Annotated in this window: 15 protein-coding genes, 1 tRNA gene and 1 pseudogene; 9 read left to right on the top strand and 8 right to left on the bottom strand. The window is 66.1% G+C overall.

Annotated elements, in window-relative coordinates; genetic code table 11:
* Positions 1–254 precede the first annotated feature (254 nt).
* From GDIA_RS11215 to GDIA_RS11205, 3 genes are read right to left on the bottom strand one after another with little or no spacing between them, the layout of a single operon-like run.
* A complete protein-coding gene (locus tag GDIA_RS11215) occupies positions 255–1,850 on the bottom strand; it encodes an acyl CoA:acetate/3-ketoacid CoA transferase (RefSeq protein ID WP_012224907.1) in 1,596 nt (531 codons plus the stop codon).
* A gap of 55 nt (positions 1,851–1,905) precedes the next feature.
* Entirely contained in the window at positions 1,906–3,501 is a 1,596-nt protein-coding gene (locus GDIA_RS11210; protein WP_012224905.1) for a GMC family oxidoreductase, read from the bottom strand.
* Positions 3,498–4,463: an aldehyde dehydrogenase family protein gene (locus GDIA_RS11205; protein WP_231854245.1), complete on the bottom strand. Its 966-nt coding sequence runs from the start codon at positions 4,461–4,463 to the stop codon at positions 3,498–3,500. The genes GDIA_RS11210 and GDIA_RS11205 overlap by 4 nt, the downstream gene beginning before the upstream one ends.
* Between GDIA_RS11205 and GDIA_RS19535 the strand changes: the two genes are divergently transcribed.
* Positions 4,417–5,037, top strand: a complete 621-nt coding sequence (locus GDIA_RS19535; protein ID WP_012224902.1) for an ABC transporter permease — start codon at positions 4,417–4,419, stop codon at positions 5,035–5,037. The two genes, GDIA_RS11205 and GDIA_RS19535, sit on opposite strands and share 47 nt — an antisense overlap.
* Before the next feature lie 15 nt (positions 5,038–5,052).
* A complete protein-coding gene (locus GDIA_RS11195; protein ID WP_012554202.1) occupies positions 5,053–6,084 on the top strand; it encodes a zinc-dependent alcohol dehydrogenase in 1,032 nt (343 codons plus the stop codon).
* On the opposite strand, the gene GDIA_RS11190 is transcribed toward GDIA_RS11195, so the two are convergent.
* Complete coding sequence (locus GDIA_RS11190; protein ID WP_012224900.1) at positions 6,066–7,391, bottom strand: MFS transporter; 1,326 nt, start codon at positions 7,389–7,391, stop codon at positions 6,066–6,068. The genes GDIA_RS11195 and GDIA_RS11190 overlap by 19 nt on opposite strands.
* Before the next feature lie 329 nt (positions 7,392–7,720).
* Here GDIA_RS11190 and GDIA_RS11185 point away from each other — a divergent pair, with 329 nt between their 5' ends.
* From GDIA_RS11185 to GDIA_RS11165, 5 genes are all read left to right on the top strand, one after another.
* Positions 7,721–8,281, top strand: a complete 561-nt coding sequence (locus GDIA_RS11185; RefSeq protein WP_012224898.1) for a type 1 glutamine amidotransferase domain-containing protein — start codon at positions 7,721–7,723, stop codon at positions 8,279–8,281.
* A gap of 69 nt (positions 8,282–8,350) precedes the next feature.
* The gene (locus GDIA_RS11180; RefSeq protein WP_012224897.1) at positions 8,351–8,530 is read left to right on the top strand and encodes a hypothetical protein; all 180 of its coding nucleotides are present in this window, start codon (positions 8,351–8,353) and stop codon (positions 8,528–8,530) included.
* Positions 8,531–9,102: 572 nt separating this feature from the next.
* Positions 9,103–9,276, top strand: a complete 174-nt coding sequence (locus tag GDIA_RS11175; protein WP_012554201.1) for a hypothetical protein — start codon at positions 9,103–9,105, stop codon at positions 9,274–9,276.
* A gap of 359 nt (positions 9,277–9,635) precedes the next feature.
* A complete protein-coding gene (locus tag GDIA_RS11170) occupies positions 9,636–10,289 on the top strand; it encodes a hypothetical protein (protein WP_012554200.1) in 654 nt (217 codons plus the stop codon).
* Between the two features lie 80 nt (positions 10,290–10,369).
* On the top strand, positions 10,370–11,293 hold the full coding sequence (locus GDIA_RS11165; RefSeq protein WP_012224891.1) for a DUF6328 family protein: 924 nt from the start codon (positions 10,370–10,372) through the stop codon (positions 11,291–11,293).
* A 102-nt stretch (positions 11,294–11,395) separates the two neighbouring features.
* Here the strand turns inward: GDIA_RS11165 and GDIA_RS11160 are convergent.
* From GDIA_RS11160 to lepA, 4 genes and pseudogenes are all read right to left on the bottom strand, one after another.
* Positions 11,396–12,055: pseudogene (locus tag GDIA_RS11160) on the bottom strand (IS256 family transposase); the annotation flags it as partial.
* A 73-nt stretch (positions 12,056–12,128) separates the two neighbouring features.
* Positions 12,129–12,287, bottom strand: a complete 159-nt coding sequence (locus GDIA_RS19905) for an Arm DNA-binding domain-containing protein (RefSeq protein ID WP_407635490.1) — start codon at positions 12,285–12,287, stop codon at positions 12,129–12,131.
* Between the two features lie 156 nt (positions 12,288–12,443).
* Positions 12,444–12,534 (bottom strand) — tRNA-Ser (locus tag GDIA_RS11155).
* Between the two features lie 128 nt (positions 12,535–12,662).
* The gene (gene lepA, locus GDIA_RS11150; protein ID WP_012224887.1) at positions 12,663–14,468 is read right to left on the bottom strand and encodes a translation elongation factor 4; all 1,806 of its coding nucleotides are present in this window, start codon (positions 14,466–14,468) and stop codon (positions 12,663–12,665) included.
* Between the two features lie 169 nt (positions 14,469–14,637).
* Here lepA and GDIA_RS11145 point away from each other — a divergent pair, with 169 nt between their 5' ends.
* Entirely contained in the window at positions 14,638–15,933 is a 1,296-nt protein-coding gene (locus GDIA_RS11145) for a TolC family protein (protein ID WP_012554199.1), read from the top strand.
* Complete coding sequence (locus GDIA_RS11140) at positions 15,930–17,093, top strand: efflux RND transporter periplasmic adaptor subunit (RefSeq protein WP_012224885.1); 1,164 nt, start codon at positions 15,930–15,932, stop codon at positions 17,091–17,093. Before GDIA_RS11145 ends, GDIA_RS11140 begins: the two co-directional genes overlap by 4 nt.
* Position 17,094: the final 1 nt, after the last annotated feature.

Below are 17,094 nucleotides of genomic sequence, written 5' to 3'. Positions count from 1 at the left end.
TTCGCACCCGAACCCTATCAAAGACCGGCGATGGCCGCCTCAGCAGCCAGACTCGCTCCTACACCACACCTCGGGACACAGCCTTCCATCAGCACCATGCATTCCTTTCGGGAGCAAAAAATTCCGCCCACAGTATCGCGGGTTGTCCGACCCTGGATGCATAAGACCTATCATTTTTCATGAAGTAACAGGATATTTATATAGCTCCGCGCCAGATGCCCCGGCCGGGCATCCGGCGGGGGCGGTCCTCGGGTTCAGGCGGCGGCCTGCTTGGCGGGTTCGGACACCGGCGCCTTGCCGTCGGGCCGGAACAGCGCCGCGTCCATCACGCGCAGGTCGGGCGCGACCAGCAGCGGGATTTCCGCCTGGTCGAGGATCTGCGTCTGCAGATCGATGCCGGGCGCGATTTCCGTGACCATCAGCCCGTCCGGCGTCAGCTTCATCACGCAGCGTTCGGTGACGTACATCACCTCCTGCCCCTGCGCGATGGCGCGTTTTCCGGAGAAGGAGACCTGCTCCAGCTTTTCGACGATCTTCGCGATCTTTCCCTCGCGGTCGATGGAGACCTTGCCGTCGGCGATACTCAGTCTGGCCCCGGCGTTGAAATAGCCGGTGAAGATGATGCGGCGTGCGCGCGAGGTGATGTCGACGAAGCCGCCCGACCCCGCCGTCACGTGCGGCCGGGCCGAGAGTTTCGAGACATTGACCGAGCCATGGCGATCGATCTGCAGGAAGGACAGCAGCGAGACATCGAACCCCCCGGCCTGGAAATAGGTGAACTGGTGCGGCGAGGCGACGAAGGCCTCGGCATTGGACGAGCATCCGAACTTGAAGTCCAGCAGGGGCACGCCGCCCACGGCGCCCTGTTCGATGACCCATGTCACGTCGCCGTGGCGGCCCTGTTCCAGCAGCACGCGCGGAACGACGGCGCAGATGCCGAAGCCGATATTCACCGCCCACCCGGTTTGCAGTTCGCAGGCGACGCGGCGCGCCATGACCTTCGCGACGTCGAAGGGCGGCAGTTCGAAACTGTCGAGCGGGCGGAAGATTTCGCCGGAAATCGCCGGATCGTACGGGGTGGCCGTGGTCTGCAACTGGTCCGGCGCCTCGATCACGTAATCGACCAGGATGCCGGGCACACGCACGTCGTGCGGCTTGAGCGTGCCGGACTGGGCCACGCGCTTGACCTGCGCGATCACCATGCCGCCATTGTTGTGCGCCGCAAGGGCCAGTTCCATCGCACCCAGATAGGCGCCCTCGTTTTCAAAGGTCAGGTTGCCGCGTTCGTCGGCGGTGCTGGCACGGATCACCGCGACGTCGGGATGGATGGCCTGGAAATACAGCCAGTCCTCGCCTTCGAAGGCAATACGGCGCACGATCGGCTTCTCGCGCGCCGCGTCGTTCATCGCGCAGCCCTCCTGGTCCGGATCGACGAACGTATCCATGCCGACCTGCGTCATCACGCCGGGACGCCTGGCCGCGCCCTCGCGCAGCAGGTCGAAGATGATGCCGCTGGGCACGTTATAGGCCGCGACCTCGTTGCGGGCGATCATCTGGCGGATCACCGGCGGTTCCGCGCTGGACGGACCGGACGGATAGGACCCGCCGATGATGGTCGCGATCAGGCCGGGCTGGGCCAGGTGATCGACGCCCTTGGTGCCGAACATGTCGCCCGCCGCGATGGGATGGATCATGGTGACGTTCCGGGGCGTGCCATGATCGCGGTACTGCGCGCCGATCGCGGCCAGCACCGCATCCGGGCAGCAGAGCCCGCTGGACGAATTGACCGCGATCACGGCGCCGTCCCTGATCAGCGTTGCGACGTCCGCGGCCTGCTTGACTTTCGACATGGTGCGTCTCTCTTGAAAACTATCTGGTTAGATACTTTACCGGACCCGACCGAGCCTAGGCATTGCCCCGGATCAGGTCGGCGGCGCGCTCGGCGATCATGATCGTCGGCGCGTTGGTATTCGATCCGATCAGCGACGGCATGACCGAGCTGTCGCAGATGCGGATGCCGTCCAGCCCGTGGATGCGAAGCTGCGAATCGACCACCGCCATCGGGTCCTTGCCCATCTTGCAGGTGCAGGTGGGGTGATAGGATGTCCGGCCGTTCTGCCGGGTGTAGTCCTCGTAGGTGCGGGCCGTCGGCCGGATCTCGTCGAACAGGTTGATCGACTTGATGTATTTCTGCAGCGACGGTTGGCGGAACATCTCCACGCTGATCTTCACGCCTTCGGCCGAGATGCGCAGGTCGTCGGGGTCGGCCAGGAAGTTCGGATCGACGATCGGGTTGTCCCGGGGGTCGGACGACCGCAGCGTGACCGTGCCACGCGATTTCGGGCGCAGCGTGTAGCTGTTGAGGGTAATGCCGGACGCGCCCTTCGGCACCGAGACCACCCCGGCTTCCGCCCCCGCGCCGGCCAGGAAGTGGAATTGCAGGTCGGGCGTGCGCGCGTTGCGGTCCGCATACCAGAACGCGCCGCCTTCCACGACGTTGGACGCCAGCGGACCCGAGCGGAACAGCGCGTATTGCAGGCCGGCCCACGCCGCCCAGTGATATTTGTTGTACCGGTTGTAGCTTTCGTGATCTTTCAGTTCGGCGACGATATCCACGCCGAAATGGTCCTGCAGGTTCTGGCCGACGCCCGGCAGGTCATGCACCACCGGAACGTCATGGGCCTGCAGGTGCGCGGCCGGCCCGATGCCCGACAGCATCAGCAGTTTCGGCGTGCCGATGGCGCCGGAGGTGACGATGACTTCCTGTTCCGCCCGCACTTCCCGGACCTGGCCATCCACCGCATAGACGACGCCCTTCGCGCGCTTGCCCTCGAAGGCGATGCGCAGGACCTGCGCCCTGGTGATGACATGCAGGTTGGCGCGCTTGCGCGCCGGACGCAGATAGCCGACCGCCGCCGAGCAGCGCCGGCTGTTGCGGACCGTCAACTGGTAGAATCCGGCCCCTTCCTGCCTGGGGCCGTTGAAGTCGGGATTGTACGGAATGCCGTATTCCTGGCAGCTCTGCACGAAGGCGAGGCTGAGCGGATTGGGCGAGGTCGGGTTGGACACGCCCAGCGGGCCGTTCGTGCCATGCCATTCGCCCGACAGCGCCGTATTGCCCTCGGACCGGATCAGGTATTTCTGGATGTCCTTGAAGGCCCAGCCCTCGGCGCCTTCCTCCACCCAGCGGTCATAATCCGACGGAACGCCGCGCGTGAAGACTTCGGCATTGATCGAGGACCCACCGCCCAGGACCTTGGCCTGCACATAAGGGATTTCACGATTGTTGGCGTGCTTCTGCGGCGCAGTGGCCAGCCCCCAGGTCAGCGGTCCCGTCGTCATCTTGGCGAAGCCGATCGGGATGTGGATCAGGGGATTGGTATCGGGGCCGCCGGCCTCGATCATGCATACGCGCGCCGCCGGATTTTCCGACAGCAGCGCCGCCATGACGCAGCCCGCCGACCCCCCGCCGATGACGAGATAGTCACAGCTTTCGGTCATGATTCGATCCAGTGCGCGCGCGGGCCGATATCCACGTGGACGGCCTTGACCTGCGTATATTCCTCGACCCCCAGGACGCCGGTCTCGCGCCCCCAGCCCGACTGCTTGAAGCCGCCGGCCGGCGTTTCCGGGCCGCCCGCCATGATGGTGTTGACCCAGAACCGGCCGGCCCGCACGCGGCGCGTGACCGTCAGGGCCTTGTTCAGGTTGCTGGTCCAGACCGAGGCGGCCAGCCCGTAGACCGTGTCGTTGGCCAGCGTGATAGCTTCCTCGATGGTGTCGAAATGGAAGGATGACAGGACGGGCCCGAAAATTTCATCGCGGGCGATCGACATGGACGGCGCGACGCCCGAGAACAGCGTCGGCTGGATGAACTGCCCGCGTCCCAGATCGAGCGGCCCCCCGCCGTACACGATCTTCGCCCCTTCCTGCTTGCCTTTTTCGATATAGCCCAGGATGGTATCGTTCTGCGCGGCGGTCGTGATGGCACCGACCTGCGTGCGCGGATCGAGCGGGTCGCCGACCCGGATCTGCGCCATCTTCCGGGCCAGGATGCGTTCGAATTCCGGGGCGACCGACCGTTCGACGATCAGGCGACTGGAGGAGACGCAGCACTGCCCGGTGTTGAAGCTGATGCCGAAGGCCGCGCCGCCCGCCGCATCGTCCAGGTTGGAATCGGCAAAGACGACGATGGGGTTCTTGCCCCCCAGTTCCAGCCCCAGCTTCTTCAGGTTGCTGGCCGCCGACGCCTGCACGCAGGTACGTCCGACGGCGGTCGAGCCCGTGAAGGACAGCATGTCCACATCCGGATGTTCGGCCAGCGCCTGGCCGATCACGCGGCCCGCGCCGGTCACGACGTTATAGACCCCGGCCGGCAGGCCCGCCTGCTGCAGGATATCCGCCAGAATCAGCGTCGTGGCGCTGGTGCCGTCCTTCATTTCGACACTGGCGGTGGGCGGCATCGCCCTGTCGGTGGCCCAGTTCGCCTCGGGCCAGCGGGCGCTGCACATGGATGCCGAAATGCGCCGCCATGCCTTCGGCTGGATGGTGGGGCGCAGCGCGGGCGTGCCGCACGAATTGCTGGTCGCCCTCGTCCCTGGCGCCATCGCCTGGTTCGTCCAGACGCGGATGACGGCGGGGCGTATCTTCAAGGCGATCGGCACGGCCGAACCGGTGGCGGTCGCGTCGGGCATCCGCGTCGGCCGCTACAAGATCCTGGCCTTCGCGCTGTCCGGCATGTTCGCCGCCATCGCCGGGGTGATGTTCTCGGTCCGGCTGTCGGGCGGATCGCCGACCCTGGCGGAGGGGTTTCTGCTGCCGGCGATCGTGGCCGTGCTGGTGGGCGGCACGCCACTGACCGAGGGCGTGGGCGGCGTGCTGAACACGCTGATCGGCGCGCTGATCGTGGCGGTGGTACGCGCCAGCATGCTCTATCTGAACATTCCCGCGACGGGACAGCAGATTTTCTTCGGTCTTGTGCTGATCACCGCCATCGCGACCACCATCGACCGGTCGAAGATGCGCGTCGTCAAATAGGTGACGAAGGATATCATGGATACGATGCGCGCGGCCGTCCTGGTCGCCCCCCACAGGTTCGAAGTCAGGGCCGTGCTGCTTCCCCCGGTCGGCCCCGACGACGTGCTGGTCAAGGTCGATCGCTGCGGTATATGCGGCACCGACCTGCATATTTTCGCAGGCCACTACGCGGCCGACCGGCTGCCGCTGGTCCCCGGTCACGAATTCACGGGGACGATCGCGCGGATGGGCGAGCGCGTCACCGGCCTGGAGCCGGGACAACGGGTCGTGGCCGACATCAATGTGGGATGCGGCCACTGCTTCTACTGCCGGCGCAACGAGGTGCTCAATTGCCGGGCGGCGTGGCAGGTCGGCATCCATCGTGACGGCGCCTTCGCCGAATATGTCGCGATTCCGGCGCGGCAGATCGTCCCGGCGCCGGCCGGCGTGGCGGCTGAAATCCTGGCCCTGACCGAACCCGTTTCCTGTGTCGTGCGCGCCGCGCGCAAGGCGGGCGCGACCTTCGGGCAGTCGGTCGTGATCCTGGGGGCCGGGCCGATCGGCAACCTGCACGTCCAGATGATGCGGCTGGCCGGGGCCGCGCCGATCATCGTCGTCGAACTGTCGCCCGAGCGCGCGCGGCTGGCGGCGGAGGCCGGGGCCGACGTGGTGGTGACCGATCCCGACCGGATGCAGGACATCGTGCGCGCCCATACCGGCGGCCGCGGCGCCGATATCGTGATCGAAAGCGTGGGCGTGCCGGCACTGTATGCGCGTGCGTTCGACCTGATCCGCCCGGGCGGCCATGTGGCGGCGTTCGGCCTGACCGGGCCGGACGCCACCGTGCCCGTGGGCATCGTCGACATGATCCTGAAGGAAACGTCGATGGCCGGATCTGTGGCCGGCATGGGGCAGGATGTCCATGACGCGCTGACGCTTCTGGTACATGACCGGTTCCGCGTGGCGCCCTTCATCGGCACCGTCGTGCCGCTGGCCGATATCCAGCAGACCTTCGACACGATCAGGGACCGGCCGGAGGTGCTCAAGATTCAGATCGCGCCGACATAAGGGGACGGCGGGGACTGGCCCTTGCCGGGTTCGGGCAGAACCCGGCCCCTGGGCGGATCACGGGTCAGGACCTGGATGATGCACCAGGCCGTCAGATACGCACCGCCGCAGACGACGAACAGGATGTCATAGCCTTCCTCGATCCTGTGCAGGTGCCGGTAATGATCGAGCAGGACACCGACCCCCAGCGGGAACAGCATCCCGCCGATCGACCCCGCCATGCCGCCGATGCCCTGGACCGAGGCAATGATCTCCTTGGGGAAATGGTCCGCCGGCAGGGAATAGATATTCGCCGACCATCCCTGATGCGCCGCCGCGGCCAGGCTCAGGAGCCCGATCATCAGCCACATCGCCCCGACCTGCGCGGAAAATGCCAGCGGCACGACCAGCAGGGCCGTCAGCAGCATGACCGCCCGCCGGGCGTGGGCCACCGACCAGCCCTTGTGGACCAGAAAGGACGACAGCCATCCCCCCCCGACGCTGCCCACCGAGGTCGACAGGTAAACGGCCATCAGCGGCAGCCCCAGATGCTGCAGGTTGAGGTGATACCGGTCGGAAAAATAGGACGGCAGCCAGAACAGGATGAAGAACCAGATCGGGTCCGTCATGAACTTTCCGATTGCGAACGCCCACGTCACCTTCATCCGGAGCAGGTCGATCCACCGCCCCGCGAATACCGGCATTGCGTCCGGTTTCGTATCCTGGCGGATATAACGCAGTTCCTCCGGCGAGAGGGACGCCTTCTCCTCGGGAATGCGATAGAGACAAAGCCAGACCGCCAGCCAGACGAACCCGGACAGGCCGGTGATAATGAACGTCGCCTTCCAGCCCCACGTCACCGCCAGCCAGGGCACCGTCGCCGGCGCCATGATCGCCCCGATGCTGGTCCCCGCCGTCACGATACCCACCGCCAGGGTCCGCTCGCGTGCGGGAAACCATTCCGAAATCGCCTTCAGCGCCGAGGGAAAATTTCCGGATTCACCAAATCCCAGAAGCCCGCGTACCGCCGCGAAGCTGACCGTTCCGCCGACCAGGGCATGCCCGATCGAGGCCACGCTCCACACCACCATGCAGACCGCATAGCCCAGACGTGTCCCGATCCTGTCGACCAGTTTGCCGAAAGACAGGAACCCGAGCATGTAGCAGGCCTGGAAGGCAATCACCAGATAACTGTAATCCTTCTCGGTCCAGTCGAATGTTTTCTCCAGAAGCGGCTTCAGCAGGCTCAGGACCTGACGATCCACATAGTTGATGGTCGTGGCGGCAAAAAGAAGACTGCAGATCAGCCAGCGTTGCCTTGCGAGCATGACGTCCTCCGGTATTTTCTTGTTTTTTCGGAGACGAGCGACAGGAAGAGAAGGACCTTGTCCGGCTTTGATCGCATCATTACAGACGGCGCAGCCAGGGGAACGGTCCCGAGGGGGATCCGCGGCCTACGGAACGGCCAGGCCAGGATGATCGGCACTATCCCGGAATGTGCGGGGTACTCTTCGGAACGGTGCGGGCCCTCGCCTCTTCATCGGTGCCGCTCTCACACCGATGTGAGGGAACATGGCCCCCGAGAGAGGCGCTGACACCAGTCAGGCCGGGCGGGGCGTGAAAGTCCCACCGAACCGATCAAGGAAGGACCACGACAATGGGAATGTTGGATGGCAGAACGATTGCCGTACTGGCCACGGACGGCGTCGAAGAAGTCGAACTGACGCAACCGGTCGAGGCGCTGCGCGATGCGGGGGCGCGTACCGTCCTGGTGTCGCCGAAGACCGGACGGATCCAGGCCATGAAGGAGGATGTCAATCCGGCTGGCCACTATGACGTCGATCGCCCGGTCGCCCAGGCGGCGGCGTCGGAATTCGACGGGCTGGTCCTGCCGGGGGGCACCACGAATCCGGATCATCTGCGCATCGATGCGGAATCCGTGCGCTTCGTGCGGGAATTCGTGGAGTCCGGCAAGCCCATGGCCGCCATATGCCACGGACCATGGACGCTGATCGACGCAGGCGGCGTGGCGGGCCACCGCATGACGTCATGGCCGTCCCTGCGGACCGACCTGACCAATGCGGGCGCCCAATGGGTGAACGAGACGGTCGTCACGGACGGAACGCTGGTCACGTCACGCAATCCCGGTGACCTGAAGGCGTTCTGTTCGGCCATGATCACGCTGTTCGCGGACACGCCGGCGGCGCACGCGCTGTAACCGGCGCCGCCGGCGCATCCAATCCGAACCATAAAGTGTTAACGGGATTCCCTCCTGCGGAGTTGTCCGATGCTGACCCTTCTCGTGATCATCCTCATCATCTTCGCCATCGGGGGCGGCGGCTACGGTATTCGCTCGGGCTGGTATGGTGGCGGGCAGGGCGGGCGCTTCAACGGGCTGGGCCTGTTGCCGATCATCCTGATCATCGTTGCGCTGTTCCTGCTGTTCCGCGGCACGGGTCAGATGTGACACCGCCGCGCGCAACTCCGGCGAGGATATTATTTGAGAATATCCTGTCCATATCGCGCAGTTTTCGCACGATGGACGCATGAAATCACGAAAATGTTGTCGGAAACGTGAACCCATCGCGCCGCGGGGAGTTAACATCGGCTGACCCTCTGTTCGAACACAGGTAAAGAGAACAGCCATGCGTGCGTTTCTGTTCGTCCCCCTTTCAGTTGCCCTGGTCGCGGGTAGCGGTGCGGCGTGGGGTCAGCCCGCCCCGACCTCCCCGTCCAGCACGAATAACCAAAGCCCATCCTCCCAGCCTTCCAGGACCCACACGCACAAACCCGGCACGCCGCCCGCTGGCTCGAAGCAGGGGGACAACCTTCCACACACGAAAACACCCCCGTCGCCTTCATCCCTGAACGTGTCCCGGGGCGAGCATGAGGCGGATCGGATGCTGACACCCCCGATCCTGAAACCCGATAACAGCCCGCAATAACGGCCGGGTCAAAAACCCTCGAAACCAGACCGCGCCCGGCCCGGATGTGCCCGCCTCTGTGGTGGGCGCACCGCCGGTGCGAAAGGATATGTCGATGACGACCAATACAGGGAAGACGGTTTCGGTGCTGGCCCTGGCCGGCATGCTTCTGCTGGCGGCCTGCGGGCCCAATTACGGTGATCGCGGCACGCAGAAATTCCGTGGCCACGGGTACGGCGATGTCGGCCCCAGTGCCAAGGGCAACTATGGCTTCGACGGCCCCCCATGACGCATCGGCGTCCGGCGGAGGCCTTTTCATGAATGGCAGGATTTTTCACTGAACTTCGAAGAAGATGGCACGTTGGCACAATCCTCACAGAAGGATCATACCATGCCAATTCTGCTCTGGCTGCTGGGCGTTCCCATTCCGCTCATCATTCTTCTTCTTCTCTTTTATCATTGAAAGAATCCGCCATGCCCATCGCAAGGGATGATGTGGCTGCAGTATCACCGCGTGCGGGGATATCGTGGGCAGCCGTTCTCGCGGGGGCCATCGTCGCAACGGCAGTGGCCATCATGCTTCTATCACTTGGCTCGGGTCTGGGCCTGGCGTGGGTTTCGCCTGTTTCCGGAAACAACCCGTCCGGCATGACGTTTACCGTGGTGACCGCCATCTGGCTGATCGTCGTGCAGTGGGTGTCCTCGTTCTTCGGGGGATATCTTGCCGGTCGGCTGCGCCCCGCCCTGGGCGACGTTCATCGTCACGAGGTCACCTTTCGCGACACGGCGGCCGGTTTCGTCGCCTGGGCGGTCGCCGCCGTGCTGATCGTCGGACTGGTGGGTTCCAGCGCATGGTCCGTGGGAAAGACCGCCACGCAGACGGCGGGCAGCCTGGGCGCCGGTGCGATCGCCCATGCGGCCTCGAATCCGAGCGACTACATGCTTGATACCCTGTTTCGCACGTCCCAGCCGAATACGTCCTCTTCCAGCCAGGACGTGAAATCCGAGGCGGGACGGATCCTGGCCACCGCCGCCACCGGCGACGTCACGCCGGCAGATCACGATTATCTGGTTCAGATGATCGCCGCCCGCACGGGCATTTCGCCCGAGGACGCGGGAAAACGGCTGGACCAGGCGATTGCCAGCGAAAAGGACGCCGTCGCAAAGGCCAGGCATATTGCCGATGTCACCCGGAAGGCCGTCTCGTCCTTCGCGCTCTATACGTTCTTTTCCATGCTTGTCGGGGCCCTCATTTCCTGCGTGTCCGGCGCGATCGGCAGTCGGCAGCGGGACGCTTTCTAGATCCCGGCCGACGATCGAAACGGGACCGGCCGGGTGAAGAAACCTGAGGGTCGCACCCGGCAGGCCGCCGAGGACCTGAAATGGCACTGCACGACCGGGTGAAGACGGCGCTGGATGAGGCGCGCACCTTGATCCTGGGCGCACAGATTCTTCTCGGCTTTCAATACCAAGCGGCCTTTCAGGAGCGGTTCGATACGTTGCCCCCGCCCGCGCGTATCATGGCGACCGGGGCGCTGGGCCTGATGCTGGTCACCGTGGGCCTGCTGATCGCCCCTTCCGCGTTTCACCGCATCGCGGAGCACGGCCGCAGCACCGGGCGCATCCATATGCTGATCGGCCGCCTGGCCGCCGCGGCGCTGCTGCCCTTCGCCGCCGCCTTCGGTCTGGATGTCGCGATCGCGACCGACCCTATAACGGGCGGCGGCCTCCGGACAGGGATCATGGCCGGCACGGGCCTGACCGCCGCGGCCCTGGCCGGCTGGTACGGAGCAGGCATGCTGATGAGACAACGGACCGGTGTCCCGGAACGGCAGACGGCACGCGCGGAGCAGAACCTGTGCGACGTCGCCCCGCTGCATGCACGGGTCGAACAGATGCTGACCGAGGCACGGGTCATTCTGCCGGGCGCGCAGGCGCTTCTGGGGTTCCAGCTCACGATGGTCCTGACCACCGCGTTCGAGAAACTTCCTGCCCCGTCGCGCCTGGTGCACGGCGGGGCACTGCTGTGCGTGGCGATGGCCGTTATCCTGCTGATCATGCCGGCCGCGCTTCACCGCATCGTCTGGGCGGGCGAGAACACCGAACGGCTTCTGCGCATCGGCGGGGGCCTGACCGCAACCGCGCTGGTGCCGCTGGCCCTCGGCCTGTCCGGGGAAAGCTACGTAGTGGCCACGCGCATCATCGGTTCCCGCACTATCGGCCTGACCGTGGCGGTGGCCTCGATATTCGTCCTGATCGGCCTGTGGTTCATATGGCCGATGGCCGCGCGGCGGTCAGCCGCCTGACGGAAGGTATATCTATCCGATATTGCGGCTAAGAGCCTTGTATGGCGTGGCGGAGAGGGACTGTCAGGAATTTCGTGTGCGAGGCGTTGTTTACGTTGTTGATCAGACGGTGGCGCGGGCGAAGCGGTCACCGAAGAGAATGGCGAACTGTGCTTTTGCCATGGACCATTCCCTTGGCGGCATAGTCCATTCTTTCTCGGCCCGGTTCAAGGCCAGGAAGAGAAGCTTGAGGGCCGCGTCGTCATTGGGGAAATGCCCCCTGGCCCGGACGGCCCGCCTCAGTTTGGCGTTCAGCGCCTCTATGGCATTGGTGGTGTAGATCAATTTCCGGACTTCGGCGGGAAAGGCATAGAAGGGTATGACCTCTTCCCAGGCCCGCTCCCAGGACTGGACGATCGCCGCGTATTTCCGGCCCCAGGCGCTTTCGGCAAAGGCGGCGAGGGCCGCTTTTCCGGCTTCGGCATCCACCGCCCGGTAGATATCCTTCAATGCCGTGGCCACGGATTTACGGTCTTTCCAGGCGACGAAATCCAGCGAATGACGCAGCAGATGAACGATGCAGGTTTGCACCAGGGCATCGGGGAAGACGGCACGGATGGCGTCCGGGAACCCCTTGAGCCCGTCGACCACGGCCAGCAGGATATCCTCGACGCCGCGATGGCGCAGTTCGTTCATGACGCGGAGCCAGAATTTGGCGCCCTCGTTCTGCTCGATCCACAGGCCGAGGACCTCCTTCGTGCCGTCGGCGCGCACGCCCAGGGCGGGGGATCAGCGGCCGCGCTATGCTCGTAAGCGACGGCCAACTTGCCCGCGACCGCATACGACCGGCCGAGGGTCATGACCGCCTGCTGGCGCTGGACCAGCGCCGTCCGCCCCCCAGCCGCCACAGGCGAGAGCCATTCGGTTGAATCAAAAGGAAAAGGCCGCCAGAATCGGACAGCTTATAGGTCTTGTCCTGCGGCTTGGCCCGCCGTATCGCGGCATCGCTTAACAACGATACCCCCGCCAAGCACGTGCTACCCCCAGAACTACCCCCACCATATGCGTCATTCCCCGTATCTCGCTGTCATTCCGTGTCGCAACACGTGACAGAAAAACCGCAGATCTCCGGGGGGTGTGTCAATGCTTGACGCTGGCGGTCATCAGTAAATGGCGGAGAGAGTGGGATTCGAACCCACGGTACGCTATTAACGCACACACGCTTTCCAAGCGTGCGCCTTAAGCCGCTCGGCCATCTCTCCGGCGCAGGGACGAGTGGCCCCTGTTGGGCAGGGGCGTCGTCTGGGCGCGGAACATACCAGCATTTCCGGGTGGCGCAAGGGGGAATACGGGTGGCGCCGAGTCCTGGTTCCGGGACGGGTGGGGCGGGTCAGTGGTCCATCTTCAGCGCAGCCAGGAAGGCGCTCTGCGGGATTTCGACCTTGCCGAACTGGCGCATGCGCTTCTTGCCTTCCTTCTGCTTTTCCAGAAGCTTGCGCTTGCGCGAGATGTCGCCGCCATAGCATTTGGCGGTGACATCCTTGGACAGTGCGCCGATCGTCTCGCGCGCGATCACGCGGCTGCCGATGGCGGCCTGGATCGCGATCTTGAACAACTGGCGGGGGATCAGTTCCTTCAGCTTGGCGCAGATCGACCGGCCCCGGCTTTCGGCCGCCGAGCGGTGGGCGATGAAGGCCAGCGCGTCCACCGGTTCCTGGTTCACCAGGATCGAGATCCGGACCAGGTCGCTCTCCTCGTACCCGTCCATCTGGTAGTCGAAGCTGGCATAACCGCGCGAGACCGATTTCAGCCGGTCGTAGAAATCGAACACCACCTCGTTCAGCGGCAGGCGATAGACCGCCATCGCCCGGGTCCCGACATAGGTCAGGTCCTTCTGGATGCCGCGCCGTTCGGAGCACAGGGTCAGCACCGCGCCCAGATAGTCGTCCGGCACCATGATCGTCGCCGTGATCCACGGTTCCTCGATCTTTTCCACCACCGAGCCGTCGGGCATGTCGGCGGGGTTGTGCAGTTCCTCCATCCCGCCATTGGTGCGGTAGAGACGATAGACCACCGACGGCGCGGTCGCGATCAGGTCCAGGTTGAATTCGCGGCTGAGCCGTTCCTGGATGATTTCCAGGTGCAGCAGCCCCAGGAAGCCGCAGCGGAAGCCGAAGCCCAGCGCGGCCGAGGTCTCGGCCTCGTAATGGAACGAGGCGTCGTTCAGCCGCAGCTTCGACAGGCTGTCGCGCAGCTTTTCGAAATCGTCGGCGTCGATCGGGTACAGGCCGCACCACACCACCGGGATCGACGGCTTGAAGCCGGCCAGCGCGCGTTCGGCCGGGTGGCGGTCGTCGGTGATCGTGTCGCCGACATTGCAGTCGGCCACCGTCTTGATCGCCGCGTTGATATAGCCCATCTCGCCCGGGCCCAGATCGTCCACCGGGACCATGCGCGGCGCGAACACGCCCACCTGATCGACGTGATAGACCGCCCCGTTGGACATCATGCGGATGCGCGAGCCCTTGCGCAGGCGCCCTTCCTTGATGCGCACCAGGATGATCACGCCCAGGTACGGGTCGTACCAGCTATCGACCAGCAGCGCCTGCAGCGGCTTGCTCTCGTCACCGACCGGCGGCGGCAGGCGCGTCACCAGGGCTTCCAGCACGCCTTCGATGTTCAGGCCGGTCTTGGCCGAGATTTCGACCGCGTCGTCGGCCGGAATGCCGATCACTTCCTCGATCTGCGCCTTGACCCGCTCGGGCTCGGCGGCGGGCAGGTCCACCTTGTTCAGCACCGGCACGATCTCGTGGTTCGCGTCGATGGCCTGGTAGACGTTGGCCAGCGTCTGCGCCTCGACCCCCTGGGAGGCATCGACGACCAGCAGCGATCCCTCGCACGCCGCCAGCGACCGGCTGACCTCGTACGCGAAATCGACGTGGCCCGGCGTGTCCATCAGGTTCAGGACATAGGTCTTGCCGTCCTTGGCCGGGTAGGACAGGCGCACCGTCTGCGCCTTGATGGTGATGCCGCGCTCGCGCTCCAGCTCCATGTTGTCCAGGACCTGGTTCGTCATCTCGCGCGCCGTCAGCGCGCCGCAGGCCTGGATCAGCCGGTCGGCCAGCGTCGACTTGCCGTGGTCGATATGGGCGATGATCGAGAAATTGCGGATCAGCGAGAGCGGTGTGTCGGTCATGGGCGGAGACATAGGCCAAAAACCCGCGAAAGTCAGCGGGCATGATGCGAATTTCTACCCCCTGCCCTGCCCCCGTCCGGGGGTCGTTCAGGGTCCTGTCAGCTTCGTGTGCTAGATCGCCTGTCCGGCAGGGATGGCATCGGGCCGTCCGGATCGTGCGGACGGATGCATGGACAGCGCTTGCCAAGGCCACGACCACCCGGGACGCGGTGCCGCGCGCCGCGCCGCCGGCAGGCGGACCGTCATCGTGGCCGCCGCCCTGGCCGCCGCCATCGGGACGGCGCCGGCCGCGCGGGCGGGCGGGCTGTCCTTTCATGACGCGGTCACCGCCGCCTGGACGGCCGATCCGGTCCGGGTGGAACTGAGCACGAACCGCGAGTCCGCCGATGCGCGGGCCGATGCCGCGAAATCCTGGTTTCCCGGTGGCCCCGTCGTGTCGGCGCAGTATTTCGACGATCATTTCATCGGCAGCAATATCGGCTACACGACCTATCAGGGCACCGTGTCGGTCCCGCTGTGGCTGCCCGGGCAGGGCACCGCGACCACGCGGGTGGCGCAGGCCGAATCCGCCACCATCCAGGAGCGGCTGAATGTCGAGCACATGGCGGTGGCGGTGCGGGTGCTGGAGGCGACCGGCACGCTGGTGATCGCCCAGCGGCGCCATGCCCTGGCGCTGTCCATGCTGGGCATCATGCAGCGGATCGACGCCGCCGTGGGCCGGGCGGCGCGGGGCGGGGAATCCCCCCGGGCCGACCAGCAGGCCGCCGACGCCGAACTGGCCGCGTCCCGGACCGAAATCGGGCTGGCGCAGGAACAGGTCGATGCCGCCGAAGCGGCGCTGACAACCTTGCTGGGCCGCCCCGGCCTGCCCGATATCCTGTCCTATGACGCACGCTTCCTGGCCCGCACGCGCCTGGATACCCCCCAGTTGATCGAGGACAACGATCCGCGCGTGCGCGCCGCCCGCCGGGGCGTGATGGCGGCCGAGGAAGGGGTGCGGCTGGCCCGGGCGTCCTTCATGCCCAATCCCGAGATCGGCGTCGGCGCGATCCATGAAGGCCAGTACGGCAGCCCGTGGGACAACCGGGTGGGCGTCAACATTACCGTTCCGCTGCCCAGCGAGGCCCGCAGCGTGCCGATGATGGCCGACGCCCGGAACAAGCTGGCGGCGGCCAACAGCCAGGACGTGCAGGCGCGGCGCATGGTGCGGGTGGAACTGGCGCAGGTGCGCGCCCGGCTGGACGCCGCCGGCACGACCCTGAACAGCGCCCGGGCATCGGCCGGCGCGCTGAACCGGCGCGCCGATGAGATGGAACGGTCCTGGCAGGTAGGAGAAACGACCCTGATCGAGGCATTGCGCGCGCGGCAGGCCGCCTATAACGCCATCCTGTCCCTGAACGCGGCCGATGTCGGGTGGCACGCCGCCATCGTGCGGGCCGCGATTGCATCGGGCATGACACCATGAAATGGGCCTGCCCGCTGTTCCTGCTGCTGGCCGTCCTGTGTGGCCCGGCCCATGCGGACGCGCCCGGCGGCCTGTCCCCGGTGACGATGGGGGCGGAAGCCCAGCGTAACGAGGGGCTGGTGGTGGTGGCCGCCCGGGCCGGGACCCTGTCGCGCGTGCTGCCGGCGCTGGCCCGGGTGGTGCCGGACGAAAGCCGGGTGGTGCCGATCCAGCCCGTGGGATCGGGCAAGGTGCTGCGGGTCCATGTGATGGCGGGCCAGCATGTCGCCCGCGATGCCGTGCTGGTCGACTACCTGGATCATTCGCTGCATGTCGCGCGCCTGCAGGCGGTGCAGATGCGCGCGGCGCTGGATGCCGCCCTGGCCGCGCGCGACGAGGCCTATGTCGCCTGGCGCCGCGCGCGGGACCTGTCCGGCAGCACCGTATCGGAAGGCGAGACCCGCCGGCGCCTGGCGGTGTTGCAGGAGGCCCGGAACACCGTCCTGGCGCGGCAGGCCGATGTCGGCACCATGACCCATCGCTTCCACGAGGAATTCAACTCCGTCACCGAGCGCAGCGGCCAGGGCGAGGACGAGACATCGTCCCTGCTGGCGCCGGTCGAGGGCACGGTGCAATCGGTCGGCGTCGCGGTCGGGGGCGACATCAATGCGGGCCAGACCGCGGCCATGCTGGTCGATCTGTCCCGGGTCTGGATCGTGTCCGACGTGCCGCCGCAGGACGCGGCGCGGCTGGTGCAGGGTGGCGCGCAGACCACCATCCTGGGCACGCGGCGCCTGGCGTCGCGGATCGGCACGATCGACGGCATGGCGTCACCCGCGACCGGACTGGTGCGCGTGATCAGCGCCGTGCCCAACCCGGACGGCGCGCTGCGCCCCGGCATGATGCTGGAGGCCGAACTGGAAACCGACGACCGCGCCACGGGCATCGTCGTCCCGTCCGAGGCCGTGCAGCAGGTCGAGGGCCGCGACGTGGTGTTCGTCCGCGCCGGGACCGACAGCGCCGGGGCCACGATCTTCCGCCCCGTTCCGGTCACGGTGGGGCTGGAGAGCGGCGGCGGCACGGTCATCCTGTCGGGCCTGTCGGCGGGCCAGCCGGTCGCGGCCCAGGGCAGTTTCGCGCTGAAATCCATCCTGCTGCTGGCCGGCCTGGGCGGGGACTGAC

It is taken from the genome of Gluconacetobacter diazotrophicus PA1 5 (assembly GCF_000021325.1).
GTDB classification, from domain to species: domain Bacteria; phylum Pseudomonadota; class Alphaproteobacteria; order Acetobacterales; family Acetobacteraceae; genus Gluconacetobacter; species Gluconacetobacter diazotrophicus.
Note: the sequence above shows the minus strand (reverse complement) of the source record. Positions and strands in the feature narration are given on the sequence as shown.

Excerpts from the sequence above, each read along its gene's own strand:
- GDIA_RS11165 (WP_012224891.1), top strand. The coding sequence starts at position 10,370 with ATGGCACTGCACGACCGGGTGAAGACGGCGCTGGATGAGGCGCGCACC.
- GDIA_RS11175 (WP_012554201.1), top strand. The coding sequence starts at position 9,103 with ATGACGACCAATACAGGGAAGACGGTTTCGGTGCTGGCCCTGGCCGGC.
- GDIA_RS11140 (WP_012224885.1), top strand. The coding sequence starts at position 15,930 with ATGAAATGGGCCTGCCCGCTGTTCCTGCTGCTGGCCGTCCTGTGTGGC.
- lepA (WP_012224887.1), bottom strand. The coding sequence starts at position 14,468 with ATGACCGACACACCGCTCTCGCTGATCCGCAATTTCTCGATCATCGCC.
- GDIA_RS11205 (WP_231854245.1), bottom strand. The coding sequence starts at position 4,463 with ATGCCGCCCACCGCCAGTGTCGAAATGAAGGACGGCACCAGCGCCACG.
- GDIA_RS11185 (WP_012224898.1), top strand. The coding sequence starts at position 7,721 with ATGGGAATGTTGGATGGCAGAACGATTGCCGTACTGGCCACGGACGGC.
- GDIA_RS11180 (WP_012224897.1), top strand. The coding sequence starts at position 8,351 with ATGCTGACCCTTCTCGTGATCATCCTCATCATCTTCGCCATCGGGGGC.
- GDIA_RS11210 (WP_012224905.1), bottom strand. The coding sequence starts at position 3,501 with ATGACCGAAAGCTGTGACTATCTCGTCATCGGCGGGGGGTCGGCGGGC.
- GDIA_RS11195 (WP_012554202.1), top strand. The coding sequence starts at position 5,053 with ATGGATACGATGCGCGCGGCCGTCCTGGTCGCCCCCCACAGGTTCGAA.
- GDIA_RS11145 (WP_012554199.1), top strand. The coding sequence starts at position 14,638 with ATGGACAGCGCTTGCCAAGGCCACGACCACCCGGGACGCGGTGCCGCG.
- GDIA_RS11190 (WP_012224900.1), bottom strand. The coding sequence starts at position 7,391 with ATGCTCGCAAGGCAACGCTGGCTGATCTGCAGTCTTCTTTTTGCCGCC.
- GDIA_RS11170 (WP_012554200.1), top strand. The coding sequence starts at position 9,636 with ATGACGTTTACCGTGGTGACCGCCATCTGGCTGATCGTCGTGCAGTGG.
- GDIA_RS11215 (WP_012224907.1), bottom strand. The coding sequence starts at position 1,850 with ATGTCGAAAGTCAAGCAGGCCGCGGACGTCGCAACGCTGATCAGGGAC.